This is a genomic window from Massilia sp. 9096, from assembly GCF_000745265.1.
Taxonomy (GTDB): domain Bacteria; phylum Pseudomonadota; class Gammaproteobacteria; order Burkholderiales; family Burkholderiaceae_D; genus Telluria.
Genome location: NZ_JQNN01000001.1, coordinates 3,353,191 through 3,379,839 on the forward strand (window position 1 = coordinate 3,353,191; position 26,649 = coordinate 3,379,839).

Sequence of the window (26,649 nt, forward strand, 5' to 3'; positions counted from 1 at the left end):
GCGTCAGTCGTCTTCTTCCGGGGCCGGTTCCGGCAGGGGCCAGCGCGCCGGATCGTCCAGCAGCCGGTACATCACATAGGCGTCGACGTAGCCCAGGCGCCGGTGGCGGTAGGCCTTGGGCAAGGTGCCGACGATCGCAAAACCAAGCCGCTTCCACAGGTGGATCGCGACCTCGTTGGTGCTGACCACATAATTGAACTGCATCGCCAGGTAACCGAGGCGGCGCGCTTCGCCGATGCTGTGCTCGCCGAGCATGTGCCCGATGCCTACCCCCTGGGCATACGGGCTGACCATGTAGGAGGCGTTGGCGACGTGGGCGCCGCGCCCGACCTGGTTCGGCTGCAGCTTGCACATCCCGAGCACCCGTTCGCGGCCGCGCCGGTCATGCGGCGCCAGTGTCTGCACCGCGACGAAAGTACTGGCCCGCGGCGCGAACCAGTAATCGTAACCTTCTTCGCGGCTGATGCCGGGCTCGAAGGCGTAGGTCTCGCCCTCGGCGACGTGGGTGTGGAAGATGTCCCACATGGCGTTGAAATCGGCTTCGGTAGCGGAACGAATCAGAAGATCTTTCACGGCAAGCCTGCCCCGAGACGTAACGAAAGCGCAAGATTTTAACACCGCACGTCGGCCGCACGGCTCGCGTTGTGTGGCGTTGGTAACGGAAAATTTCTTGTCAATAAAGACAGGAAAGAAGCCGTGCCAATCGGCATGTTTGAACGCTAGTCCAGCGACCGTCCCAGCCTGAAGTCGACCGTGCCCGGCCGTCCCGGCAGATGCAGCGTCGCGCGCGCTGGCGGGGCTTCGCTGACGATCTGCCCGCGCCGCAGCACCAGGCGGCGCGCGGCGCGCAGGCGGATCGCCTCGACCGGGTCGCCGGCATCAAACAGCACCAGGTCGGCGTTGCAGCCCGGTTCGATGCCGTAGCCTTGCAGGCCAAGGATGCGCGCCGGCGTGCTGGTGACGGCCTCGAAGCATTGGCGCATGCCGGCCTGGCTGGTCATCTGCGCGACGTGCAGGCCCATGTGCGCCACTTCCAGCATGTCGCCCGAACCCATGCCGTACCACGGGTCCATCACGCAATCGTGGCCGAAGGCGACCGGCACCCCCGCCGCCAGCAGTTCCGGCACGCGCGTCATGCCGCGCCGCTTGGGGTAGGTGTCGTGGCGGCCCTGCAGCGTGATGTTGATCAAGGGGTTGGCGATCGCCGCCACGCCCGACTCGGCGATCAGGGGCAGCAGCTTGCTCACGTAATAATTGTCCATCGAGTGCATCGAGGTCAGGTGCGAGCCGGTGACGCGTCCCTGCAGCCCGAGACGCAGCGTCTCGGCCGCCAGCGTCTCGATGTGGCGCGACAGCGGGTCGTCGCTTTCGTCGCAATGCATGTCGACCATCAGGCCCTGCTCCGCCGCGTATTCGCACAGCAGGCGCACCGACTCGGCGCCTTGCGCCATGGTGCGTTCGAAGTGCGGGATGCCGCCGACCACGTCGACGCCCATCGCGATCGCGCGCTTGAGGTTGTCGAAAGCGCCGGCGCTCCTGAGCAGGCCGTCCTGCGGAAACGCGACCAGCTGCAGGTCGAGATAGGGCGCGACCCGGCGCTTGACCTCGAGCAGCGCCTCGACCGCCAGCAGGCGCTGGTCGCACACGTCGACGTGGGTGCGGATCGCCAGCAGACCGCGCGCCACGGCCCAGTCGCAGTATTGCAACGCCCGCTCGATCAGCGCTTCCTGCGCCAGCTGCGGTTTCAGCTCGCCCCACAAGGCGATGCCTTCGAGCAGCGTGCCGGACTGGTTCACGCGCGGCAGGCCGTAGCTGAGCGTGGCGTCCATGTGGAAGTGGGCGTCGACCAAGGGCGTGCTGACCAGGTCGCCGCCGGCGTCGATCTCGCGCGCGCCGCGTGCCGCCAGCTGCGGGCCGACGGCCGCGATGGTGGCGCCGTCGATGGCGATGTCGACGTGGCGGCGGCCGTCAGCCAGCGTGGCGTTGCGAATGACGAGGTCCATGGCATCTCCTGGGTTGATTACGGACATTGTAACTAGATTAACGAATTGTCGAAGTTGTCAATGACACGGATCAAACATCTATGCTGCAGCGCAAAGTTTCCTTGTAAAAACAACATAGAATTCGCTTTCCATCGGTCAGGAACACCTTTACACTAGTCTTATTGCAGTGCGTCATAACCGAACGACAAGGAAATCCGATGACCTCATTTCCCGACCAGTTTTCCGCCGTCCGCCAGTCTCAATGGGAAGCCCAGCTCGACATGTTCCGCCAGCTGAGCACCCGCGCGCTGGACAATACCGAGCAGCTGATTGCGCTTAACATGCGTGTTTCGCGCGCATCGATGGAACAGGCTGCCGGCGCCGTCAAACAAATGCTCGACATGCGCGATCCGCGCGACCTGCTCGCCGCCGGCTCGAGCGCCCAGGACCAGTGGCAGCAGCTGTTCTCCTACGGACGCGAACTGCTCGGCATCGCCACCGGCATGCGCGGCACCTGGACCACGCTGCCGCCTGCCCTGCCGTTCGTGCCGACGCCGGTCCTGCCGGCGCTGTCGTCCGCATCGCCGGCGCTGCGCCTGATTCCGGCGCCGCTTCCCGATGCGCCGGCCGCGCCTTCGCTGACGGCCGAGCAGGCGTCGATCGCCGCGGCTGACGCCGCCACCGTGATCGGCGAGATCGAAGCGGCGGCCGTCGACATCGGCGGCGCCGTGCTCGAGTCCACGCTGGACGGCGAGGCCGACGTCGCGCCGTCCAGCGAAGCCGAGGCGCCGGCTGCGTTCGAAACCGCCGCCGCCGTCCCGGAAGAGACGCCGGCAGATGTGCCGGCTCAAGCCCCGGCCGAGCCCGACAACCCAGTCGAGCCCGACAGCCCGGCCGACGCCGCGCTGGCCTTCGCCGACGCCGCCAGCGACACCGCGATCGCCGACGACGTGCCGCCGCTCGAAGCCACGCCGCTGGCCCAGGCCCTGAACGAAGTCGCGCCGAAACCGGCCGGCGTCGAGCACCCGATCGTCTCGACGGTGCCGCTGGAAGCCGCCGCCGGCGCCTTCGAACTGCCGGCCGTCGCGCCGGTCGAGCACACCGCGCCGCCGGCGCAGCCGACCCGGCCGCCGCGCACGGCACGCAAGCGATAAGGGAACGGCCAAGCGAACTGCGGCCTTCGGGCACTGGTGCTAGAATGTTCAACAGCGGGCTGCGGCCCGCTTTTCTTTTTCCGCTTTTGGTTTTAGTGCCGAGAACAGGACAGTTCGATGGGGTTGGCAAGTCTGATCGGCGGCTTCGTGCGCCGCCATTGGCGTTCGTATGGGTCGTCGGCGGTGATGCTGGCCGGCGTGGCCTTGTGCTCGGTGCTGGTGCCGCGCAAGGTCGGGGCAATGATCGACGGCCTGGCGGCGCACCGCCTCGGCGGGCACGACCTGATGGTCCAGCTGCTCGAGCTGCTCGGCCTCGGCCTGGCCATCTACGGCTTGCGCGTGGCCTGGCGCCTGCGCCTGTATTCGGCTTCCTACCGCCTCGGCGTCGAGCTGCGCACCAAACTGTATGAACGGCTGTCGATGCAGGGCCCGGCGTTCTACCAGCGCCAGCGCACCGGCGACCTGATGGCGCTGGCCACCAACGACATCGACGCGATCGAGCAGGCCGCGGGCGAAGCGATGCTGGCCGGCTTCGACGGCAGCCTGACGCTGATCATGGTGCTGGGCGTGATGTTCCTCGGCGTCGACTGGCGCCTGACCCTCATCGCCCTGCTGCCCTTCCCGCTGATGGCGCTGGCGTTCTGGCGCATCTCGAGCCACATCCACGTCGCCGCCGGCGATGCCCTGAATCGTTTCTCGGCCTTGAACGACCACGTGCAAGAGTCCTTGTCCGGCGTGCGCACGCTGCGCGCGCTCGGCCTGGAGGCGCGCAGCGCGGCGCAGTTCGCCCAGCTCGCCGCCGACGCATCAGAATCCAGCCTCGCCGCCCAGAAATGGGAAGCGGCCTACGAACCGGCGGTCGGCCTGACGCTCACCGCCGCCACCGGCCTGACGCTCGGCCTGGGCGGCTACCTGGTGTGGCAGGGCCAGATCACGATCGGCATGTTGACCAGTTTCACGATGTACCTCGGCCAGCTGATCTGGCCGATGTTCGCGGCCGGCTGGGTGCTGTCGCTGATCGAACGCGGACGCGCCGCGCTGGCGCGCCTGCAGCCGCTGCTCGACGCCCCGCTCACCATCGACGACCGCGGCACGCTCGAGCACCTGGCGCGCGGCGTGCTGGCGCTGCAGGACGTCAGCTTTACTTATACCGGCCAGACCCAGCCGGCTCTCGAACGCGTGACGGTGCGCCTGCAGCCGGGCCAGACCCTGGGCCTGGTCGGCCCGACCGGCGCCGGCAAGTCGACGCTGCTGCGCGTGCTGCTGCGCCAGGCCACGCCGCAGCACGGCCGCGTCACCTGGGGCGGGCATGCGCTCGACGAATACGCCCTCGCCACCCTGCGCGGCGCGATCAGCTGGGTGCCGCAGGAATCGTTCCTGTTCTCGGCCTCGATCGCCGAGAACATCGCCCTCGCGCGCCCGGGCGCGACGCGCGCGGAGGTCGAGCAGGCGGCGCGCATGGCCGACATCCACGACGACATCCTGCGCTTCCCCGAGGGCTACGACACGCCCGTCGGCGAAAAGGGCATCACCCTCTCCGGCGGCCAGCGCCAGCGCGTGGCGATCGCGCGTTCGCTGCTGGCGCACAGCAGCCTGCTGCTGCTCGACGATGCGCTGTCGGCGGTCGACACCGGCACCGAGACGCGCATCCTCGAACACTTCGACGAACTGCGCCGCACCCGCCCCGAACTGTCGGCCATCATCGCCAGCCATCGGCTGTCGGCCGTGGTCAAGGCCGACCTGATCGTCGTGCTGCGCGACGGCCGCGTCAGCGAATGCGGCAGCCATGACGACCTGCTGGCGCTGGACGGCTGGTACGCCAGCCAGTGGCGCTATCAACAACTGGAGGCGAGCCTGGATGCCGTCTGATCCGACTATCAAAACCGACCGCGCGCAAGTCTCGCAAGCCGCCGGCCTGCTGCGCCGCGCCGCCCATCCGGACCGCACCCACCTGTACTGGGCCGTGCTGTGGCTGGTCATCGCGGCCGGCCTGGAAGTGCTCGGGCCGCTGCTGGGCAAGAAGCTGATCGACGAACACCTGCTGCCGCACCGCCTCGACTGGCCGCGCATGGCCTGGCTGCTGGGTGGCGTGATCGTGTTCGGCTGGGCCGCGTCGTGGCTGCGCTTTTTGCAGCTGGTGCGCCTGTCCGGCCTGGCGATGCGCTCGGTGCAGCGCCTGCGCGAATGGGTGTACGGGCACGTGCTGCGCCTGCCGATGGCGTTTTTCGACCGCGCCATCACCGGCCAGCTGGTCAGCCGCGTCACCAACGACACCGAGGCGGTCAAGACCCTGTACATCCAGGTGCTGTTCGTGATCCTCGACAGCGGCATCGTGCTGGTCGGGACCTCGATCGCGATGGCGTGGCTCGACTGGCGCCTGATGCTGATCGTGCTGACGCTGGTGCCGGCGGTGCTCGGCATCGTCTGGCTGTACCAGCGCCTGTCGGCGCCCGCGGTCACGCGCGCACGCGCGCTGCGCAGCGACATCAACGCACAGATGGCGGAATCGATCGGCGGCATGAGCGTGCTGCAGGCGAACAATGCCCAGCAGCGCTTCGGCGCGCGCTTTGGCGCCACCAACCAGGAGCACTACACCGCGCGCGTGGCCGAGCTGCGCGCCAACGCTTTCCTGTTGCGCCCCGCGCTCGACTTCCTCAACGTGGTGCTGCTGGCGGTGGTGATCTTCAGCTTCGGCCAGCGCAGCATGAGCGGGGTCGAAGTCGGCGTGCTGTACGCCTTCATCAGCTACATCGCGCGCGTGGTCGAGCCGCTGATCCAGATCACGATGCAGTTTTCGGGCCTGCAGCAGGCCGTGGTCGCGACCGCGCGCGTGGCGCACCTGCTCGACGAGGGGCAGGCGCCCGAGCACGGCAAGCGCAGTGGCAGCGGCGGCCGCCCGGCCGATACGCCGGCGCGCCCGGATGCGGATGCACCCGCCGTGCGCGTGCGCGACCTGTCGTTCGCCTACGTGCCCGGCCAGACCGTGCTGCACCACGTCTCGCTCGACATCCCGCAGGGCGCTTTCTTCGGCATCGTCGGCCACACCGGCAGCGGCAAGTCGACCCTGCTGTCGCTGCTGCTGCGCTACTACGGTTTCGAACAAGGCAGCATCGAGCTGTTCGGCGAAGCGCTGGGCGCGATCGGCAACGAGCGCTTCCGCAACGAAGTCGGCCTGGTGCCGCAGGATCCCTTCCTGCTGGCGGCGTCGGCGCGTGAAAACATCGACATGGGACGCGGCCTGCCGCGCGAGCAGATCGAGGCCGCCGCGCGCGCCGCGCACGCGCACGACTTCATCGCCGCGCTCGAACAGGGCTACGAGACGCCGCTGGGCGAAGGCGGCTCGCGCCTGTCGTCCGGCCAGAAGCAGCTGATCGCGATCGCCCGCGCGCTGGCCGGCCAGCCGCGCATCCTGCTGCTGGACGAAGCCACCTCGCGCATCGACAGCGCCACCGAGCAGATCGTGCAGCAGGCGCTGGTCGACCTGCGCGGCAAGGTGACCATCATCGCCATCGCACACCGGCTCTCGACCATCCGCGACGCCGACCGCATCGTGGTGCTGAACCACGGCCGCATCAGCGAATCCGGCAGCCACGACGACCTGATGCGCATCGAGGGCGGCCTGTACCAGCGCCTGTACCTGTTGCAGCAGATTGCGGTTTGAGGCTATCCCGACAGAAATGTCTCGATTTGTAATCGTAAACACGTTCAAAGTCTTTGCAAGAATCAAACCCTCGGTTTAGTAATCCGAAACTTTGTGTCTTTTCCGCATAAAAGCGCTAAAGACATGCCTTTCTCCCCAGCAACGGGCCTATAATGTTCGGTCATAGTCCCTCACATGGGATGACGAACACCTCCCTGGGGATCTATGTTGGCAAGCCTAATCCGCGCTTCGCAACCCCGCCGCAGCCATGCGCTGCTGGCGGCGCTTTGGCTGGCATTCGGCGCTGCCGCTGCCCAGGATCTCCCGTCGCACCAGCGCTTCTCCGAACTCAGGGAGATGGCCCGGGTCTCGCCGCAGCGCGCCGTGCCGGTGCTCGACCGGCTGCAAGCCGAGGCACGGCGCGGCACGCCGGCCGAGCAGGCCGACTTCCTGATCGCCTCCTGCGACGTCCAGCACCTCCTCGGCCAGCACGCCACGGCGCTCGGCCTGTGCGACCAGGCGATCGCCATCGGCCGCCTGCATCATAACGACGACATCCTGGCGAGCGCGCTGATGGCCAAGGCCTATGCGCTGTTCAGCCTGAACGAAACGGCGCAATCGCACCAGCTGATCTGGGAAGCCGAGAAGCTCTTGAGCGCCAGCCGCGACGTCGGCCTGCGCGTGCGTGCCCAGGTCTCGTCGGGCGAGTCGTTCGCCGAGGACGGCAACCTGCCGCTCGCGCTCACCAAGATCCAGGGTGCGACCCTGATGGCGCGCCAGAGCGGCGACCCGCTGCTGCTGGTGATCGCGCTGCGCGCGCTGGGCAAGCTGTACGACCAGATGCGCGAGTACGCCAAGGGCTTCGAGGCCGTCGACGAGGGCATGCGCGTGGCCGAAGCAATGCAATCGCCGGGCCGGCTGCTACTGCTGAAGGGGACCGAATACGCGCTCGCGATCGACTCCGGACAGCCGCAACGCGCGCTCAAGGCGCAGCTGGCGGCGCTCGATCTGGCGCACAAGGTCGGCGCCGGGCCGATGATGGGCGATACGCTGGTCAACCTGTCCGACGTCTACCTGAAGCTGGGCGACTATCACCACGCCCTGTCGTACGCCCAGCAGGCGCTGGCCCGGGCCAACGAACTCAACGACGAAGGCCTGGCCGGCGTGGCGCGCCTGAACATCGGCGAGGTCTACCTGGCGATGGGCCGTATCCCGGAAGGCAAGACGAACATGGAGGCCGGCCTGGCCTGGTTCGAAAAAGCCGGCAAGAAGCCCGACCTGCTGAACGTGCTGATCGAATACGGCGAGTCGCTCGAAAAAGCCGGCGACCTGAGCGGGGCGCTGGCCGCCTACCACCGCGAGCGCAAGCTGTCGAACGAGATGTTCGAGAGGCGCCGCCAGAAGGCGATGCTCGAACTGCAGGAAAAGTACGAAGCCGACAAGAAGCAGCGCCAGATCGAATTGCTGCGCCAGGAAAACCAGGTGAAGTCGACCGAGATCGACAACCGCCGCCTGCAGCAGCGCGTCTGGTGGCTGCTGGCGGTGGTGTTCGGCCTGGCCTCGGCGATCGTCGGCCTGCTGTACCGCAAGGTGCGCCATGCCAACGCCCAGCTCGAGGAAAAGAACCAGGAACTCAAGCAGCAGAGCGTGCGCGACCCGCTGACGGCGCTGTACAACCGCCGCCACTTCCAGGAATTCATGCGCGGCCGCCAGGACGGCGAACGGCGCGGCAATGCCGGCCGCGCCGCCGGCGACGACACCGTCAGCGCACTGTACCTGCTCGACGTCGACCACTTCAAGCACATCAACGACACCTATGGCCACGGCGCCGGCGACGCCGTGCTGCGCGAGATCGCCGCCGCCCTGCGCGACATCCTGCGCGAGACCGACATGATCGTGCGCTGGGGTGGCGAGGAATTCCTGGCCTTCCTGCCGGCGGTCCCGCGCGCCAGCCTGGACGAGGTGGCGCGCCGTCTGCTGAACGGCATCCCCGCGCGCACCATCGACTACCAGGGCGCCACCTTGTCGGCCCAGGTCTCGATCGGCTTCGCGCCCTTCCCGCTGGCGCCGGGCGCCGAGATCGTGTCATGGGAGCGCGCGGTCAATATCGTCGACATGGCGCTGTACCTGGCCAAGGGCCATGGCCGCAACCGCGCCTACGGCGTGCGCAGCTTCGACGGCGCCGACGGCGCCTCGATGAACGAGATCGAGCACGACATCGAAGCGGCCTGGCGCGCCGGACACGTCGAACTGTCGATCGTCATGGGTCCGCAGCCAGAGCTGCGCATGGTCTCCTAGGATCTCGATAAAGCGACTGCGCGTTGCCCTGCCGCTGGCTACGCTTTCTCGAGACCCTCCGCTTTACGGTTTGCTTTCTTTTATTTGGCGGACTCGCGCATTTTGGCGCCCGCTTCCTCGACCTTCTGTCCGACCTTGTCGGTGACCTGATTCAGGTTGGTGCGCGCCTGCTCGACCGCGTTCGGCACGGCGTCGCGCGCCTGGCGCGCCGCGGCGTCGGCCTTGCCGACTTCCTCCTGCACCTTGGCCGTGGCCTTGGCCCCGGCGTCGTCGAGCGCCTTACCGGCTTGCTGGGCCGGCCCGATGCCGTTCTGGCCGATGCTGCCGGTCGTGCTTCCCGACTGGCCGCAAGCGCTCAAGGTGGCGACGCAGACGGCCAACAATACGCCGGCCGTTCTCCGATTCGTGTTCATGGCTATCCTCCTTTGCATTGACGCTTTGGTTACCTCCGTTTATTGTCAAATATACACCTGAGCGTGCTTTGCGCGCGGACGTTTGACGTACCCTCAGCGCCGCGCCTGCGCCGTGCGATGCGCCGCCTGGGCCGCCATATTGCGTTGCGCGGCCTCCTCGAACGGCGCATCGGTGAGGGTTTGCAGGAAAGCCAGGATGGCGTCGATGTCTTGCTCGCCGAGCGCCGGCTGCATGCCCTGGCGGCGGTTCAGCGGCAGGGTCGCGACGTTGACGTTGGCGCGATGGGCGGGTGCGACGTCGTCGAACACGCGGCCGCCGCGGTACCAGCGGCGCGGTTCGATCGTGCGGGTGGCATAGAACGCGACGGCATCGCGCAGGTCGGCAAACACGCCGTTGTGCATGTAGCGCTCGCGCGCCGCCACGTTGCGCAGGCTGGGCGTGCGGAAATAGCCGCACCATTGCGCGCTGTCCGGCCAGCGCCTGGCGGCGGCAGTGGCGCACAGGCCCTCGTCGACGTGGCGCGGGTCGCGGTTGGCAGGGATGGCGGCGTTGCGCGGTGCGCCGATGGCGTCGTAGCCGAAGTCGGTGAACATCGAACGGGCCGGATTGCGCGCGGTCTCGTTGAACCGGTGGCAGCTGGCGCAGTTGCCGCGGTCCGGGTCCTTGAACAGCTTCAGCCCTCGCAGTTCCTGCTCGGACAGGCGCCCCTTGCCCTGCACCCAGGCGTCGTAGCGCGAGGAAAACGGCGCCATTTCGCGGCTCTGCAAGAAGGCTTCCATCGCGGCCCCGAGCGCGGCCATGGCGCCGGCCGTGGTTTGCAGCGAGGCGGGGCCGAACTCCTTGCGCAAGCCGTCCGCGTACGGCGCGTTGCGCAGCTTGCGCGCGATGGCGTCCGCGGAGAGGTTGTGCATTTCGAGCGGATCGAGCAGCGGACGCCGCACCAGCTCGGCGACCGTGTCGGCGCGGCCGTCGGCGAACAAGCCGCCGAACGGGATCGGCGCCGGGGCGTCGTCGTCCTGGTAGAAGAACAGGCGCGGCACGTAGGCCGCGTAAAGAGCCGACGGCACGTTGCGCGTGCCAAAGCTGCCGGGCCGGCTGCCGAGCGCCACGCCGAGGGTCGAGCCGTGGTTGCCGGCGAAGCCCTGGTGCGGATCGTGGCAGGCGGCGCAGCTGGTGCCGGCCGGCTCCGACAGGCGCGCGTCGTAGAACACTTGCCGGCCCAGCGCGGCGCGCGCCGGCGATGGCTGGAACGGCGCCGGCGTCGCCGGCATCGCGGCCAGCTGGGCGGTCGTGCCGATGGTGGCAGTGGTGGCAGTGGCTGCGGCGGCGGGCACACCGGCGCCGGGGGCCGGGCGCAGGTCGGCGGCCCAGGCGCAGGCAATGGCCATGCCCAGGGCCGCCGTGGCCGCGCGCGTCCACACGCGCGTGTGCGCGAGCATGCGTGGGTGCCGCTCAGCCGGCCAGGAAGCCCGTCTTGTCACAGTTCAGGTGGTTGTTCGACAGTGCGCAGGTCGCCATCAGCTTGCCGGCCCGGGTGTAGGCCTTGTAGGTCCAGCTGGTGCCGCTGCGCTCCATCATCATGAAGCCGAAGGTGCTGCTGTGCGTGACGCGGTCGACGGTCACGCCCGGCGCCGGGCCGACGCTCGCCGGGAACGGATCCGGCAGCGCGACGTCCAGGTTGTCGCCGCCGTTGCCGCTCACGAGCGTCGCCGGATGGTTCGAGCTGAAGTTCAGCGCCTGAAAGTCGTGCACGTGGCCGTGCAGCGCCAGCGCCACGCCGGCCGGGTAGTATGCGCTCGGGTTCACGTTCTGCATCACCGACAGCAGTGCCGCATTGCCGCCCTGCGGCGCGGCGCCCGCCACCGGCGTGTAGCCGAGGATCGGGTGGTGGTTGACGAACAGGCTGGTGATCCTGGCTTTCGCGGCCAGCTTCGCCACGGTCTTGAACTCGTCCTGGTAAGCCTTGAACTGCGGATCGCTGGTCGGCAGCGCCGCCTTGCCGGCCTTGGCCGAATCGAACACGATGACCTGGGTGTCGCTGCCCAGCGGGACCGCGTACGGCGCGCTGTAGTTGGCGGCGTTGTCGTTGGCCGGGTCGTCGCAGCTGCGCTGGGCGCCGTAGGGTTGGGTGTCGAGGAAGCGGAACCAGCCCTGGCCGGCGCGCGCGCATTCCTCGTGGTTGCCGCGCACGACGATCCACGGGGCGGCCGCCATCAGCGGCGCGGCCGGTTTGAACAGGTCGGCTTCCCAGGTATCCCAGCCATAGCCCCACGGCGTGCCCTGGCAGCCGGCGATGTCGGACGGGCAGGCGTTTTCGCGGTAGTGGTAGTCGCCGATGTGCAGCACCAGGTCGGGCTGCATCCTGGCCGCGGTCGTGGCGATCTGCGCCAGCGGCCAGGCGTCGCCGTCGTTGCACGACTGGTAGGCATTGTCGGCTTTCTTGAGGCGGCAGCCGGTGTCGGCCAGGATCAGGATGCGCTGCGGATCGGCCTTCGGCAGCGGCAATGCCTGGGTGCCGATCACCACCTGCCTGGCGCCGGCCGGCAGCGACGCTTCGCAGACGTTGACCGGAAACGCCGACGGCTTGGAATCGGCGGCGGCGCTGGCGGTCGTGCGCTGCGCCGCGGTGCCGGCGGCGGCGCGCAGGCTCATGCGCGTGACGGTGCCGTCGATGCCGATCATCGGGCAGCTCGCATAGCGGGTCGCGACGCGCGCCAACGGCGTGCCGCCGTCGCCCATGACCACCCAGCGGTACTGCAGATAGGCGTCCTTGCTGGCTTCGTCGTCGCTGGGCGTGCCGCAGCTGGCCAGCAGCGCGGCCAGTGGCGCGACGAGCAGCGGCAGGGCAAAAGCGGCGAGCGGGCGCCTGTCGAATCCGGTCATGGCTTGCATCCTTCGTCTTGTCATCGAGACAAATACGATACGGCGACAATATGACCGGATCGTGACGCGCCCGCCCTTACCCTTCCGGCGCCGCCAGCGGATGGCTCGCGTCGTCGATGCGCGAACGCAGCGCACGCGCGCGTTCGTCCTCGCCCCAGCGGCGCGTGAAGGCTTGCAGGCGCGCCCGCGCACGATCGGGGTTCTGCTCGGCCAGGGCCGCCTCGGCGCTGCTGCTGGCATCCTGCCACGCTTTGTCGCGTTGACGCTTGCGCGTGCAGGCTGCGGCGCCCTCGTTCAGCGCCGTCTGCAGGCGCTCCAGCTGGGCATCGGTCGCGCGCGTCTTGCGCAGGGCGATCAGTTCGTTCTGGGCGTCGCGCGCCTTGCATTCCTGCGCCAGCGCGATCGCATGGTCGATGCGCTGCTCGATCTTCCTGCCCGAGTTGGGCCGCGCCACCATCCACACGCCCCACAGGATCAGCAGCACCAGCAGCCACCAGCGCAGCCGGATCGGCGTGCGCTGCGGCGTGGCCGGACGCGGCGGGATCGGCGGGCGCGGCACGCTCTCGCCCGGCTGCGCGTCCGGGGTGCGTGCGCCATGGCCGAACAGCGTGCCCAGGCCGCCACGCGCGCGCGCCTGCGCGTCCGGGCGTGCGCCTGCGCCTGCGCCTGCCTGAGCGCCTGCCTGAGCGCCCGAGCGCGCGTCCGTGCCGGCGCCTGCGCGCGTGTCCGCGCCCGCGAGGCCGGCGCGCGCGGCGGCGGTGCCGGCTGCTGCGGTCGCTGCGGCCGAGTCGGTGCGGGCGGCCTCGCGCTCGGCCGGCCCCCGCTCCGCGCCGATGCCTGTGGATGGCGGCGCGACGGGCGCGTCCGACCAGCTTTCGCGCCCGCTGGCACCACGCATGCCGGCCGGTGCGACCGCCTCCCGCGCCGCCGCCGCCGCCGTTGCCGCCGCGGTTGAAGCAGTCGTTGCAGCCATCGCAGCCGCCGCCGTTGAAGCTGCCATTGAAGCAGTCGTTGAACCAGCCGCAGCCGGTCCCTCATCGCGCGCCGGCGCCTGCCCCGTGGCCTGGGCCGTGCCGCACCAGGGGCAGAATTTCACCGGGCGCGGCATCAGGCGCGCGCAGGCCGGGTTGACGCAGCGGTAGATCGTATCCTCTTGCACGGCGCTCCCTTATTCCGGGTCCGGGACGCTGCCGTCGTCCGGATCGGGAATCGCGGTGTCGAACGCCGCGGCCAGTTCGGGCATCTCGCCGACCGTCTTCCACTTGTCCTGGCGCGGATTCCAGGCCATGTTCCAGATGCGCGTGGCGGCGTCGATCTCGCCGCGCATCAGCTGCTGCAGCACCTCTTCGAGCGCGAACGGCCCGCGCTGGGCGCCGCCGACGAACAGCTTGTAGCGCGCCGCGATCGGCGTGGCGCCGACCAGGAAGGTGGCCGGACCGAGCGCAGCGACCGGTGTTCCCGCCTCCGTCGCCGCGCCTGAAGCTGCCGCGGCCGCCCCCTGCAGCGGCGCACCATTCGCATGCGTGCGCCGCTCCAGCGCCGACGCCGCACGTGCGTCCGAGGCCAGGAATTCGGCGCGGATCACGCGCTTGTCGACCGGGCGCTCGACTTCCCACTGATAAGCGTCGCTGGCCGAATCGGGCACGCTCTCGCTCCAGGCGTCCAGTTGCGCCAACGCGGCCTCGACCTGGGCCGGCGACAGATTCGGATCGAGCGCGGTGGCGCGCCGCATCCATTGCTCGTACAGGCGGCGCGCGGTGATGTTGGGCAGCGACGGCGACGGCAGCTGGGCGCCGGTCTCGTCGACTTCCAGGCGCGGCTCGTACACGCGCAGCTGGTAGTGGCGCATCAGCGCGGCCAGCAGCGCGAAGCGGTACGGCCCCATGGCTTTCAAGCGCTGCTGCACGGCGGCGATCACCTGCTCGCGGTAGTATGGCGGCAGCCCGTTCGAGCGGATCGCGTACTCGTTGCCGATCTGGAGCCATTCGCCCGAACCCGGCTCGACTTCGAACAGGTACTGCCCGCGCGGCTGGAACGCCGCTTCACGGTCGCCCGCGTCCTGCTTGCGCCGCACCACGCCGAGCGCGATCGCCGAGAGGAACCATTCGTAGTCGTCGGCCAGGCGGTTCAGTTCGTCCATCGACGGCGAGATCGGGTGACGGAACCGGGTCGAATCGAAGTGCAGGTGGGTCGGGATCTTGGGGTTCTCGATCTGGTACGAGGCGCGCCAGGTCGGCAGGCCGCGCAGCACCGTCATCGGGTAGCCGGACAGCTCGATGTAGCACACCGCCCTGCCGGCGACGCCGGTGTTGACGATGGCCACCGCGTCGCCCTGGAAGTAGCCGGTCGGGACCGCGGCGCGGATCTCCGGCTCCAGCTTGCGCCAGGCGGCCGGGTCACCCACGCCCACAAAACACTTGAACTGGTCGGCGCTGGGCGTGAACTCGGCCGAGAAGCGCGCGTTAATCCAGGGCATGCTGCTGCGGATCCATTCGCTGAACACGCGGTGGCGCTCCTGCGGCGACATGGCGTTGAGACGCTCCAGCAGCGGGTCCTGCGACGGCGCATTGCTCGCCTGTGCATTGCCGCCGGCCGCGCGCCCGGCGGCCAGCTGCAGCTGCGCGCGGCGGAACAGCTTGAGCAGCAGGTCGGCGCGCAGGCGCTCGTCACCGAGCTGCTGGAACAGGCGCGCCGAGCCGCCGAATTCGACCATCACCTCTTCCGCCCAGCCGCTGACGTCGCCCGTGAGCTTGGGCGGCTCGGGCAGCGTGTCGGCGCCGAGCTTGATCGTGGTCGCGTGCTCGACGCGCGCGTCCGAGCGCAGCTGGCCGATACGCTGGTCGGCGGCCGCCAGCATCGCCTGCACCGCGCGGCGCCCTTCCTGGAACTCGCCGGCGATGCCGCTCCACTGCGCCTGGCCGTGCTCGTCGACGCTGAGCGGATCACCCAGCCAGCCGGACATCGACTGCATCACCTCGATCGACTGCCCCGCCGCCACCGCCAGCAGGTGGAAACGCAGGAAGTCGGCGATGTCGCGCTTCAGGTGGTTCATCACCTCGCGCGCCTGCGCGTCCTTGCCGAACAGGCGCCCGGCGGCCTGCGACAGGTGATTCAGCGATTCCTCGACCTGGCGCGTGCGCAGCGCATCGCGCACGTCGCGGTAGCGCTTGCCGTTGCGCTGCGCGCTGGCGATGTCGCGCTGGGCCAGACGCGCCTTGACCTGCTCGAGCAGCGACAGCACGAATTCGAGGCCGCCCTGCTTGCGGTCGTCGAGCAGCATGTACAGCCGGCCGCGCACGTTCAGGCGCAGCTGGGCCAGCAATTCGCCGGTGTGGCGTTTGATGCGGTCTTCGCTGGTTTCGGCGGTGGCGCCGGCTTCGCGGATCGCATCGCGCTCGAGGTTGGGCAGCAGCTCGACCACCTTCTCGCGCCACAACTTGAGGTCGTACGAGGCCATGATGCGGTCGATCTCGAGCTGCACCTTGCTCTCGACGCGTTCCAGCAGCGAGCGTCCGTCGCGGTCCATCAGCAGCGCATCGGTGAGCGCATACTCGTTGAACGGCGTGACGTCGACCGTGCCTTTGCGGAAGTCGGGGAACTCGGCAAACGGGTGTTCACCCATCGCCAGCTGGTCGCGCATGAAGGCGTCGCGTTCGGCGTCGCCGGCGCGCCGCGCCGTGTTGCCGACTCCGACGCCATCGCTGCCGGCCATGCCGAAGAAGGCCTTGACCATCAGCCCCGCCAGCTCGTAGGCGCGGATGTCGTCGCGCAGGCTTTGCTGGGTGTCGAGCACGGCCTGGCCGAAGGCGGAGTAGACCTTCGAGTAGGACAGGCGCATGTCGCCGAAGCGCGCTTCCGGCACGCGCGGGTTGTAGGGGCCGAGCTTGTGCTGCTGCTGGTTGACCGCGACCGAGCGCTTGCGGTTGGCGAAATCGGCGGAGGCAAAATCCTCGAACAGCGTGTCGGCCACCATCTGGTAGACGTCCTTGACGTCCATGGTCGCCTTGTTGGCGAGGTTGGCGGTGTCGACGAAATACACGTCGTCGAACGGCGCGCCGCGCCCGACCACGCTGTCCGGATCCATCCAGCGCACCTGCGCGTTCATGTCGCGCATCGCCGTCTCGAGTTCCATCAGCGTGGCGTAGGCGTTGGCTTCGGTGCGTTCCTTGTTGGCCTTGGCGTAACCGGTCGGCATGAACATCACCAGGTCGACCTGGCTGGCCGAGACTTCCTGCTGGGCGATGGCCTTGGCGATCCAGCCCAGGTCGATCGCGCTGCCGGCCCCGGTGCCGCCGGCGCAGGACGCGATCACGACGATGCGGAATTTGGAGGTGTCGACCTGCAGGCCGAGGCGCTGGTAGTTTTCCTTGCGCTCGATGCCGGCGTTACTGCCCAGGAAATTCAGCGCACCCTTGATGCGTCCCCTCAGCTTGGGGTATTTGTCGTACAGGTACAGGCGCGCCAGCGCGCGGATCTGGCCCGCGCCCTTGGACGGATCGATGCCGAGCGAGCGCAGTTTCTTGGGCCGCAGCGGCATCCAGTTTTCGATCAGCGGGAAACGCGCCAGGCTGTCGTCGGACTCGTGGTACTGCGGCAGGTCGAGCGGCTCGACCAGGCGTTCTTCGTCGCTCAGTTTCACCAGCTCGAACCAGGGATCGGTGCGCTGCGACTTGCCCTCGTCGATGATGGCGTGGCTGTCCAGGTCGAAGTGCAGGAAGCGGGCGACCGGGAAGTCGGCCAGCGATTCGACGCGGGTCGGGTGATTGCGGTTCCACACCGCCGCCAGGATGCGCCGGCGGATGCGCATCATCACTTCCATGCCGGTGCCGCCGGCGCCGATGAACAGCGTCGGGCGCAGGTCGACCTTCAGTTCGGACCGGCCGAGGGTGTCCTGGTGCAGGGTCGCGGGATCGGGAAAATCTGCCATGATGGTCTTTCGTTATCGGTTTTAGCGGCGGCCAATGAAAAAAGCCGCGATCAAGGCGATCAGCCCGACCGCGACCAGCGGCCCGGTGATCGCCAGCGTCAGGTAGCGCGCCGCATTGACGATCGCCAGCACGACCGCGGCCGACACGAAGCCGAGGCCGACGAACAGCAGCCAGCCCGCGCTGCCGGCCGACGACGGCGCCACGCGCCGCACCACCAGGTGATGCACGTAGGCGTTACGCACGAAAAAATAGATGACCAGCAGGACCACGAAGATGGTTCCGCCGATCGCCAGGTCGCGCGTCGAAGTGTCGCGCAGCGGCGCGGCGCCGGTGTTGGTCATGCCGCCGGGCGCGATCTCGACCGGCTGGGTCGCCGTGTCGGGGGTGGTCTTGGGCAGCGCCGGATCGGGCGTGGTCTGCACCTGGCCGGGCAGCTTGAAGCCCGGGTCGGTGGGCGCCGTCTGGTTCGGCGTGCTGGGCTGGGTCTGTGGGCTTGGCATTCGTGTCCTCTTGGGCGGCGTGTCGGCTATCGATTCAGCGCCCCAGCCGTACCTGCGCGCCTTCGCGCAGGTCGATCAGCTGGTGGCCGAACAGGGTTGTCTTGAGACGGGCCACCTGCTGGCCCGCCTTGTCGTAAATCGGCTGGGTCGCGCCCGCGCGCGTGCGCACGCTGCGCGGCTCGTCCTCGACCGTGACCCAGGCCTGGCGCGGACGCGCGTAGGCCCAGGCGGCGCCGACACCCGCGGCCAGCAGCGCCGCCAGTGCGCCGATCAGCAGCACCAGCGGGCCGGCGCCGTAATGCACGCTGACCTCGAGCGGCAGGCTGGCGGTCGAGGCGCGGATCTCACTTGGTGGCGTGAAGATGTCGGGCAACGGGTCGCCCGGGAACAGCGCGGCCATGCGTTCGCGGAAAGCTTGCGACAAGGCCAGGTGCTGGCCCTGCAGGTGCACGTCGATGCGCCCCGGCAGCACGTAGGCCGAGCCGGCCGACTTGAGCGCCGCCAGCGACCATTTGCCCGGCAGCTGGGCGACCGGCAGCGGCATGTTCGAGGCCAGCGGCTCGGCGCGGCCGGGCGCGAGCTGGCGCACCGCGGTGCCTTGCAGCGCGATCGGACGCGTTTCGCCGGCCAGCGTCGAGCTCGCGCTGAGTGTGGCATCAAGGATGGTGTAAGGGTAGATCGTGTTCTCCAGGTGCCAGCGGATCGTGGCGCTGGGCGCGCGCGCATCGGGCGCGACGTCGGCGTGCAGCAGGCCGCTGCGGTCCATCGAGAACTCGACCCCGGGCGCGTTCTCGACGCGGCGCGGCACCAGGCGCACGGTGTCGCGGTCGAGCGGCTTCAGGCGCGCCGGCGGCTCGGTGATTACGCGCCGCACGCGTCCGCCGGCGATCAAGCCGTCGAGCGCGCGCGCGCCCTCGCGCCCGACCGCGAAGGCATACACCATCAGCCCGTTGGCGCGGTAATGCGCGCCCGCCACCGGCATGCGCAGCGGGAAGGCGAGCGCCTCGTCGATCGCCGCGCCGCGGTGGATCAGTTCGTAGAACTCGCGGTTGCGCGCTGCCGTGGCCTGGTCGTTGTTCGGGCTGTTGCGGTTGTTGGTGACCAGCCAGACGATGCCGGGCTTGCCCCGCAGGACGCCGTTCACGGCCGCGTTGACGGCTTCGCCGAGGTCGGTGTCGGCCAGCGCAGCGCCGTTCGGTTTGCGCGCGGTGTCGAGCCCGGCCAGCGCCTTTTGCACGTGGGCGTGCACGGTGGCGGCGTCGACCTGCTCGGACAGCAAGCCGTGCGGCGATGGCGCGCCGGGCAGCGACTGGTTGAACGAGGCCAGCACCAGCGCGTCGCCGCCCTGGACCACGTTCGACACCAGTTCGGTCACCAGCGGCTTGAGGGCCGAGTTCGGGTCGGTATAAAACGGTTCCATCCAGCCCGAGTTCTGCACCAGGACGACTTGCGGGATGGCGAACGCCCGCGCCGCCCCGCACAGGAACAGCACGCACAGCAGGAGGCGGAGCACGGCGCGCCTCACGTCAGCGCTTCCAGGTCCCAGCCGCGAATCCGGTTCCAATCGGGGTGGTGCAGCCACAGGCGGTTGGCGTACACGAACGGCACGCAGTCGAGCGGCCGCGCCAGGCGCGCGATCTCGTCGAGGATCACGTTGCGCCGGCCGATCCACTCCACCGTGGTGCGGGCGATCACGCGGTTGGCCAGCGCGTCCTCGGCGCGGCCGGTGTACTTGTGGAAGCGCAGCACCAGCCCGCTCGGCTGGCTGCGGTTGTTGTTGAAGCTGCGCAGCAGCGGCAGCACCAGCGCATCGTCTTCCTGCTGGTCCTCCACATGCTCGCCTGACCAGGGTTCGTCGACCACCGGGTGGCCGCGCCGGAACAGCAGGTTGGCAAAGCCCAGGCGTGCGCCGTCGATGCGCTCGCGCTGCGGATTGTCGACGCCGAGTTCGAGGAAGGCGTAGGACTGGCCGTCATGCCCGATCAGCCACATGCGGCCGTCGCGGCTCAGGGTCGGGCCGCCGAAATCGAGGCGCGGCAGCCAGGTGTCGGGCCAGGGCAGCCAGCGTGGCGCCTCGCCGGGGCGCCACAGCAGCTGGCCGGCGTCGTGCAGCCAGTGCAGGCGGCCGTCGTAGCCGATCGGCCGGCTCCAGCCGGACAGCGGCAGCGCGCCGCACTCGTCTTCGCGCGCCAGGGTCAGGTCGGGCAGCAGCGTGCACAGCTTGACCTGGCCGGCGTCGCCGCGCACCAGGCAGGCGACGTGGCGGCGCATGCTGCCGGGCGCGGCGACCATGCTGGCTGCGAGAATGGTCTCGGTGCGCCAGGTTTCCGAGACCGGGTTGATCCACAGCCGGCACAGGCCGCGCGCGGTCGGCAGCAAGGCGACTTCGCCGCGGCGCGGCTCGGTTTCCGGCAGCCAGCCATACGCCGATGTGCTGAAGCTGAGGTCGGCCGCGCCCTCTTCCGGCACCAGCACGTGCCACGATCCGGCCAGCGGATCCCAGTACTGCAGCGCGCCGCGCCCCGGGGCCAGGGCCAGCAGGCGCTGCTCCTGGAAGCCGTAGCTGGCGGCGGCGAACACGCAGTGGGCGTTGGGCGGCGTCGGCATCGAGGTGTCGGTGCGGCCGATCTCGGGCGCGGCCGGGCGCTCCTCGATGCTGTCGCCCAGTGCCAGCGAAGTCACCGGCAAGCCGTGCGGCACGTGGCGCGGCAAGGCCTGGTCGACGAAGGATCCCCACCAGTCGGGCAGGCGCTCGCGCAGGCCGGCCAGGCGTTCGAGCGGCTGCCCGCACTCGGGGCAAAAGGCGAAACCTTCGGGATAGATGGGCGCGTGTTCGCACGCCGTGGGCAGCGATGCGCCGAGCAGGTGCGCGACGTCGGCCAGGCGCGCGCGTTGCTGCGCGCCCCAGTCGATGCGGCCCAGGCCTTCGGTCGCGGCCAGGCTGAATTGCCCGGTGCGCGGACCGCCGGCTGGCGCGCCGCGTTGATCGTCCTGCTCGTCTTCCAGCCAGACGCTGGCCGGCGTTTCCCATCGGTATGCCATCTCGCTCCGGTGTCGTCTTGTTGTGCTTTTGGAAGCATAACGCTACGGTCCGGGCCACGGCGCGCCGTTCACGAAAGGACTGCTGGGCAATCCTTTGCGGATCAAATAACAGGCTGTTCAGCGGAACTTTTGAAGACGTCATTTCCCGCGAGTCCCACGGTGCGGATCTTCCAGACGCCATCCTCGAGCACCATGGTCAGCGCCAGCACGCGCATCGTCCGCTCTTCCTGGCCCAGCGTGACCTGCACCTCGGCGCTCGCACCTTGCCGGCGCACCAGCCTGGCCTGCACGCCGCGCAGCCACGCCTGGCGGTAGCCGCCGGACTGGATGAAGTAGTCGCTCTCGGGCGGACGCCCGCTCTTCAGGCGCTCGACCAGCCGGGCCGCCAGCGGCCTGGCCACGTAGCGGGTGAAGATGGCGTAGCGGTCGCTGAGCGGGTCCTGGTCGGCGCTCAGCGCGTCCAGGTACCAGCCGTAGAACTCGGCGGCGACCACGTCCGGCGCGCGCTGCGGGGCCGCCTCGGCGCGGGAGGCGAACTGGCAGACCAGAAACAGGCCCAGCCAGACTATGAGTTTTATAAAATTTCCCTTAAGAATCAACATGATGCGCTCCTGACAACCCAACTGTGCAGCAAAGCCTGCCTGCCGTCGCTGAGCTGCCGCAAGGGGCGGCCGGCCGCCCGGAGCGACGTATAATGCCGGGTTGCCCTCCCATCCGACCTGCCATGACCGCCTCCGACCTGTCCACCGCTGAGCTGTCCACCGCTGAGCTGCCCGCCTGCGCCATCGACGCCGCCACCGCCCATCTGCGCGACGTGCTCGCGATCGCGCTCGAACACGGTCCCGGCCGGCGCGCGCTGGTCGTGTACGACACCCGCACCGGCCTGGCGCGCGCGCTGACCGAGGCCTATCGGCGCAACCTGCCGCAAGACGCCGAGTTCGTCGATTTCGACGCCGTCACGCCGGACCAGGTGCTGGCCCTGTTCAAGACGCTGGCGCCGCACGACCTGGTGGCGCTGGTCCAGTCGAGCAACTTCCGCCTCGACGGCTTTCGCCTGCGCGTCGAGCTGTTCAAGCTGGGGCTGAAGGTGATCGAGCACGTGCACCTGTCGCGCATGCCGGGCGCGCAGGGCGAGCACTACATCGAATCGCTGGCCTACGACCCGGCCTACTTCCGCGGCGTCGGCCATGCCCTCAAGGCGCGTATCGACCGCGCCCGACGGGCCGAGGTGCGCGGCAGCGCGAATGGTATCGAAACCGTACTGCGCTTCGACGCGCCGCTGGAATCGGCCAAGCTGAACGTCGGCGACTACGGCGCGATGAACAACGTCGGCGGCCAGTTCCCGATCGGCGAAGTGTTCACCGAAGCGACCGACCTGGAAGCGGTCGGCGGACGCGCGCTGATCCACGTGTTCGGCGACACGTCCTACCTGGTCAATCGTCCGGAAAAGCCGATCACGATCGTGATCGAACGCGGACGCGTGGTCGAGGCGATCGATTCGACGCCCGAGTTCGACGAGGTGCTGGCCATCATCCGCCGCGACGAGGGCGAGGTCTGGGTGCGCGAACTCGGCTTCGGCATGAACCGCGCCTTCACGCGCGAGCGCCGCGTCGACGACATCGGCACCTACGAGCGCATGTGCGGGATTCACCTGTCGCTGGGCGCCAAGCACGGCGTGTACGCCAAGCCCGGCTTCAAGCGCAAGGATGCGCGCTACCACATCGACGTGTTCGCGGTCACCGATGCGGTGTACCTGGACGACGAACGCGTGTATGCCGGTGGGGCCTGGACCGTGACTGGCTGACAAGGCCGGCATACAATAGCCGGGTCACTTTTTCGGACCCCGCCATGCTCACCCAGGAACAACGCGACCAGTACCAGCGCGACGGCTACATCGTCATCCCCGGCTTCAAACCGTTCGAGGCCATCGCGCGCCTGCGCGCGCGCGCGGGCGAGATCGTCGAGGCCTTCGACCCGAACGAATCGCGCGCGATTTTCACCACGCGCGACCAGGCCCGCGCCAGCGACGCCTGGTTTCTCGGCTCGGACAACACGGTGCGCTGCTTTTTCGAGGAAGAAGCGTTTGATGAGCACGGCCAGCTGAAACAGGCCAAGGCCCTGTCGATCAACAAGATCGGCCACGCGATGCACGACCTCGACCCGGTCTTCGAAGCCTTCACGCGCGATCCGAAGCTGGCGGCGGTGGCGCGCGATCTGGGACTGGAGCAGCCGCAGATCTGGCAGTCGATGTACATCTTCAAGCAGCCCGGCATCGGCGGCGAGGTGCGCTGGCACCAGGATGCGACCTTCTTCGATTCCACCCCGATCAGCGTGACCACCTTCTGGTTCGCGCTGGAAGACGCCACGGTCGACAACGGCTGCCTGTGGGTCGAACCGGGCGGCCATCGCGGCCCGCTGCGAGAACGCTTCCTGCGCGACGGCGATGCGATCGCGATGGAAAAGCTGGATGCGACGCCCTGGCCGGACGACGGCGGCGCCGTGCCGCTCGAAGCCAAGGCAGGCAGCCTGGTGTGCTTCCATGGCCTGCTGCCGCACTACAGCGCGCCGAACCGCTCGCCGGTGTCGCGTCATGCGTTCACGCTGCACGCGACCGATGGGCGCACCACGTACTCGCCGCGCAACTGGATCCAGCGCGATGCCAGCCTGCCGGTGCGTGGGTTTGAATGAGCGGTGAACGTACGCTTGTCACGACAGCTTTTTATTGCCAGCCAAATCGCCCCCATCCATAATGGTTGACTGATCAGCAACCACTATGGGGGGCATCCATGCAGTCAGCATTCCCGTTTCGTCGAACCGGCCTGGCCCTGCTGCTGGCCGCCCTGTTGCCAGCGCCGTTTTCGTTCGCCCAGGACGGCGCCGAGGTCCACCGCATCGAGACAGGCCTGCGCCCGGCCGTGGCCATCCAGGGCCAGCCGGTGGCCACGCGCACGCTGGCAGCCGAGATGCAGCGCCTGCACGTGCCTGGAGTCAGCGTCGCAGTGATCCGCAACGGCAAGGTCGCCTGGGCCAAGGGCTATGGCGTGGCTTACGGAGACGGCCCGGCCGTCACCCCGGCTACGCTGTTCCAGGCAGCTTCGATCAGCAAGCCGGTCAGCGCCCTCGGCGCGTTGCGCATGGCCGATGCGCACCAGCTCGACCTGGACGCCGACATCAACAGCGAACTCACGAGCTGGAAGCTGCCTCCCGGCCCCGCCGGCAGCCATGCGACGCTGCGCCAGCTGCTGTCGCATACCGCCGGCACGACCGTCTCCGGCTTTCCCGGTTATGCGCCCGACGCGCCGCTGCCGACGCTGGTGCAGGTGCTCGACGGGACACCGCCGGCCAACACCAAGCCGATACGCATCGACACGCCGCCGGGCAGCATCTGGCGCTACTCGGGCGGCGGCTACGCCGTCGTCCAGCAGGCGCTGATCGACCGCGGCGGCAAACCCTTCGCCGATCTGATGCACGACGCCGTCCTGGCGCCGCTGGGCATGAACGACAGCAGCTTTGCCCAGCCGCTGCCGCAGGCGCTGGCGGCGCGCGCCGCCCTGCCCCACGACGAGGAGGGCAAGCCGTACAACGGCGGCGCCTACGTCTACCCGGAACTGGCGGCGGCCGGCCTGTGGACCACGCCGAGCGACCTGGCGCGCTTCGCGCTCGGCGTGCAGGCGCTGGCGGCGGGACACAGCAAGCTGCTGTCCCCTAGGCTGGCGCGCGCCATGCTGCAGCCGGTGAAGAATGGCTATGCGCTCGGCTTCGAGGTCGAAGGCAAGGGCGACAGCCTGTCCTTCGGCCATGGCGGCAGCAATGCCGGCTACCAGAATTCGCTGTACGCCTTCACGGGCCACGGCGACGGCGCGGTCGTGATGACCAACGGCGACCAGGGCGGCGAGCTGGCCCACGGCGTCATGCGCGCCATCGCCGCGGAGTACCGATGGCCCGGCCACCAGACCGTACTGCGCAAGACGGTGGCGCTGGCCCCGGCCAGGCGCGCCGCCTTGGCCGGCCGCTACGCGATTGAAGGCCTGGGCGACTTCGAGATCGCCCTGCACGAGGGCCAGCTGATGTTCTCGGCGCGCGGCAGCGCCTTCGAACCCTTGTACGCGGCGTCGCCGAGTGTGTTCTTCGTGACCTCGCGCGAGCTCGAACTGCGCATGGACAAGGGCGGCGACAGCGGCCGTTTGCTGTCCGGCCCCTACGACGTGCAGTTCACGCGCGCGAGCGGCGGCGCCCATCCCTGAACCCCGCCTGCCCGCACGGCACCCGGCGCGGCCCGGGCCGCGCGCGCCCGGGCTTGTCGTCGATCAAGGTCGGCGTATTAAAACTACACACAGATCTCAAATCCGATTGACACAAAAATACGCATGCTCAACAATCCTCCTGTCGAGCACGAGGAAACAACCACAATGACGGCTCGACACGTAGTAAAAGTACCTGGCTGAGCAGTCGGTAATCTTTGCACGACTCCGCTGCTGGCCCGGGACCTTACCCGTACAACATCGGAGACAAAATGAAGAAGATCCTACTTTCCGCCCTGCTCGCGGCAGGCATGATGACGTCCGCGGCCCAGGCCGCCACGCCCACCCAGCAGAACGGCGGCAGTTCCGCCATCATGCTGCAGGGCTTCCACTGGAATTCGTCCAGCTACGCCAATCCGGACTGGTACAACACCCTGATGGCCAACGTCGGCGACCTGGCCGGCATGGGCTTCACCCATGTCTGGTTCCCGCCGCCATCGGATTCCGGCGCGTCGCAGGGCTACCTGCCGCGCCAGCTGAACGTGCTCAACTCGAACTACGGCAGCTCGGCCGAACTGACCAACGTGGTCAGCGCGTTCAGGAGCAAGGGGGTGCAGTCGATCGCCGACATCGTCGTCAACCACCGCGTTGGCACCACAGGCTGGTCCGACTTCACCAACCCGAACTGGACCACGTACACCATCGCCAAGGGCGACGAGTGCAACTGCGGCCTGGGCAACGCCGACACCGGCGACGGCTTCTCGGGCGGGCGCGACCTCGACCACACCAACGTCGGCGAAGTCCAGAACGGCATCAAGACCTGGCTCAATTCCACCATCAAGCAGGTCGGCTTTACCGGCTTGCGCTTCGACTACGTGAAAGGCTTCAGCGCGAGCTACGTCGGCCAGTATGCGAACGCCTTTGCGCCCGACTTCTGCGTCGGCGAGCTGTGGGATTCGCTCGACCTGAACAACATCGACGCCCACCGCCAGGGCCTGATGAACTGGATCAACGCCAACGGCAACGCCTGCGGCACCTTCGACTTCACCACCAAGGGCCTGCTCAACGACGCCCTCGCCAACGGCAACTACTGGCGCCTGAAAGCCACCGACGGCAAGCCGCAGGGCGGCATCGGCTGGTGGCCGGCGATGATGGTGACCTTCGTCGACAACCACGACACCGGCCCGGCCGAGAGCTGCGGCAGCGGCCAGAACCTGTGGCCTGTGCCCTGCGGCTCGGTCATGGAAGGTTATGCCTACGTCCTGACCCACCCGGGCATCCCGACCGTGTTCTACCCGCACATCTATAACTGGAACCTCAAGACGCAGATCGCGGCGCTGATGAAGGCCCGCAAGGCGGCCGGCGTGACCTCGACGTCTGCGGTGGCCATCCAGTCGGCGCAGCAGGGCCTGTACGCGGCCATCGTCACCGGCGGCACGCACCAGCTGGCGATGAAGATCGGCCCGAACAGCTGGAGCCCGGGCAGCGGCTGGACCCTGCAGACCTCGGGCAACAACTACGCGGTCTGGATGAAGTAATCATGAGATGACGTTTCAAAACGTCACGC

The 26,649-nt window shown here is 68.8% G+C and carries 19 protein-coding genes; 8 read left to right on the top strand and 11 right to left on the bottom strand.

Going from position 1 to position 26,649, the window contains the following annotated elements:
* Window positions 1-3 precede the first annotated feature (3 nt).
* The gene (locus tag FA90_RS14380; RefSeq protein ID WP_036169787.1) at window positions 4-573 is read right to left on the bottom strand and encodes a GNAT family N-acetyltransferase; all 570 of its coding nucleotides are present in this window, start codon (window positions 571-573) and stop codon (window positions 4-6) included.
* Between the two features lie 146 nt (window positions 574-719).
* Complete coding sequence (locus FA90_RS14385) at window positions 720-2,003, bottom strand: amidohydrolase family protein (RefSeq protein WP_036169788.1); 1,284 nt, start codon at window positions 2,001-2,003, stop codon at window positions 720-722.
* A gap of 197 nt (window positions 2,004-2,200) precedes the next feature.
* Between FA90_RS14385 and FA90_RS25060 the strand changes: the two genes are divergently transcribed.
* From FA90_RS25060 to FA90_RS14405, 4 genes are all read left to right on the top strand, one after another.
* Complete coding sequence (locus tag FA90_RS25060) at window positions 2,201-3,136, top strand: phasin family protein (protein ID WP_051971800.1); 936 nt, start codon at window positions 2,201-2,203, stop codon at window positions 3,134-3,136.
* Window positions 3,137-3,253: 117 nt separating this feature from the next.
* Entirely contained in the window at window positions 3,254-5,005 is a 1,752-nt protein-coding gene (locus FA90_RS14395) for an ABC transporter transmembrane domain-containing protein (protein ID WP_036169790.1), read from the top strand.
* A complete protein-coding gene (locus tag FA90_RS14400; protein WP_036169792.1) occupies window positions 4,995-6,797 on the top strand; it encodes an ABC transporter ATP-binding protein in 1,803 nt (600 codons plus the stop codon). Before FA90_RS14395 ends, FA90_RS14400 begins: the two co-directional genes overlap by 11 nt.
* A 204-nt stretch (window positions 6,798-7,001) precedes the next feature.
* Window positions 7,002-9,074: a diguanylate cyclase gene (locus tag FA90_RS14405; RefSeq protein ID WP_036169794.1), complete on the top strand. Its 2,073-nt coding sequence runs from the start codon at window positions 7,002-7,004 to the stop codon at window positions 9,072-9,074.
* Between the two features lie 80 nt (window positions 9,075-9,154).
* Here the strand turns inward: FA90_RS14405 and FA90_RS14410 are convergent, their stop codons facing one another.
* The 9 genes from FA90_RS14410 to FA90_RS14450 form a co-directional block, all read right to left on the bottom strand.
* The gene (locus FA90_RS14410) at window positions 9,155-9,487 is read right to left on the bottom strand and encodes a hypothetical protein (protein ID WP_156116710.1); all 333 of its coding nucleotides are present in this window, start codon (window positions 9,485-9,487) and stop codon (window positions 9,155-9,157) included.
* 93 nt (window positions 9,488-9,580) lie between these two features.
* Window positions 9,581-10,927 (bottom strand): cytochrome-c peroxidase, encoded by a 1,347-nt coding sequence (locus FA90_RS14415; protein WP_051971801.1) that lies wholly within the window; start codon window positions 10,925-10,927, stop codon window positions 9,581-9,583.
* A 13-nt stretch (window positions 10,928-10,940) separates the two neighbouring features.
* On the bottom strand, window positions 10,941-12,395 hold the full coding sequence (locus FA90_RS14420; RefSeq protein ID WP_081933860.1) for a metallophosphoesterase: 1,455 nt from the start codon (window positions 12,393-12,395) through the stop codon (window positions 10,941-10,943).
* A 52-nt stretch (window positions 12,396-12,447) separates the two neighbouring features.
* Window positions 12,448-13,344, bottom strand: coding sequence for a hypothetical protein (locus tag FA90_RS26500; protein ID WP_051971803.1), 897 nt, complete (start codon window positions 13,342-13,344; stop codon window positions 12,448-12,450).
* A gap of 195 nt (window positions 13,345-13,539) precedes the next feature.
* Window positions 13,540-17,298: a tubulin-like doman-containing protein gene (locus tag FA90_RS14430; RefSeq protein ID WP_036169796.1), complete on the bottom strand. Its 3,759-nt coding sequence runs from the start codon at window positions 17,296-17,298 to the stop codon at window positions 13,540-13,542.
* 21 nt (window positions 17,299-17,319) lie between these two features.
* The gene (locus FA90_RS14435) at window positions 17,320-17,799 is read right to left on the bottom strand and encodes a hypothetical protein (protein WP_036169799.1); all 480 of its coding nucleotides are present in this window, start codon (window positions 17,797-17,799) and stop codon (window positions 17,320-17,322) included.
* Between the two features lie 34 nt (window positions 17,800-17,833).
* Window positions 17,834-19,312 (bottom strand): hypothetical protein, encoded by a 1,479-nt coding sequence (locus FA90_RS14440; RefSeq protein WP_051972189.1) that lies wholly within the window; start codon window positions 19,310-19,312, stop codon window positions 17,834-17,836.
* Window positions 19,313-19,320: 8 nt separating this feature from the next.
* On the bottom strand, window positions 19,321-20,841 hold the full coding sequence (locus FA90_RS14445; RefSeq protein WP_036169801.1) for a hypothetical protein: 1,521 nt from the start codon (window positions 20,839-20,841) through the stop codon (window positions 19,321-19,323).
* Window positions 20,842-20,942: 101 nt separating this feature from the next.
* Window positions 20,943-21,443, bottom strand: coding sequence for a DUF3828 domain-containing protein (locus tag FA90_RS14450; RefSeq protein WP_036169803.1), 501 nt, complete (start codon window positions 21,441-21,443; stop codon window positions 20,943-20,945).
* Window positions 21,444-21,565: 122 nt separating this feature from the next.
* On the opposite strand from FA90_RS14450, the gene FA90_RS14455 reads away from it, so the two are divergent.
* From FA90_RS14455 to FA90_RS14470, 4 genes are all read left to right on the top strand, one after another.
* Complete coding sequence (locus FA90_RS14455; RefSeq protein ID WP_036169805.1) at window positions 21,566-22,645, top strand: hypothetical protein; 1,080 nt, start codon at window positions 21,566-21,568, stop codon at window positions 22,643-22,645.
* Between the two features lie 44 nt (window positions 22,646-22,689).
* Window positions 22,690-23,529: a phytanoyl-CoA dioxygenase family protein gene (locus tag FA90_RS14460; protein ID WP_036169808.1), complete on the top strand. Its 840-nt coding sequence runs from the start codon at window positions 22,690-22,692 to the stop codon at window positions 23,527-23,529.
* A gap of 98 nt (window positions 23,530-23,627) precedes the next feature.
* Window positions 23,628-25,085 carry a serine hydrolase gene (locus FA90_RS14465; protein WP_051971804.1) on the top strand — a complete coding sequence of 486 codons (1,458 nt, stop codon included), beginning with the start codon at window positions 23,628-23,630 and terminating at the stop codon, window positions 25,083-25,085.
* A gap of 269 nt (window positions 25,086-25,354) precedes the next feature.
* Complete coding sequence (locus FA90_RS14470) at window positions 25,355-26,620, top strand: glucan 1,4-alpha-maltotetraohydrolase domain-containing protein (protein ID WP_036169810.1); 1,266 nt, start codon at window positions 25,355-25,357, stop codon at window positions 26,618-26,620.
* Window positions 26,621-26,649 lie beyond the last annotated feature (29 nt).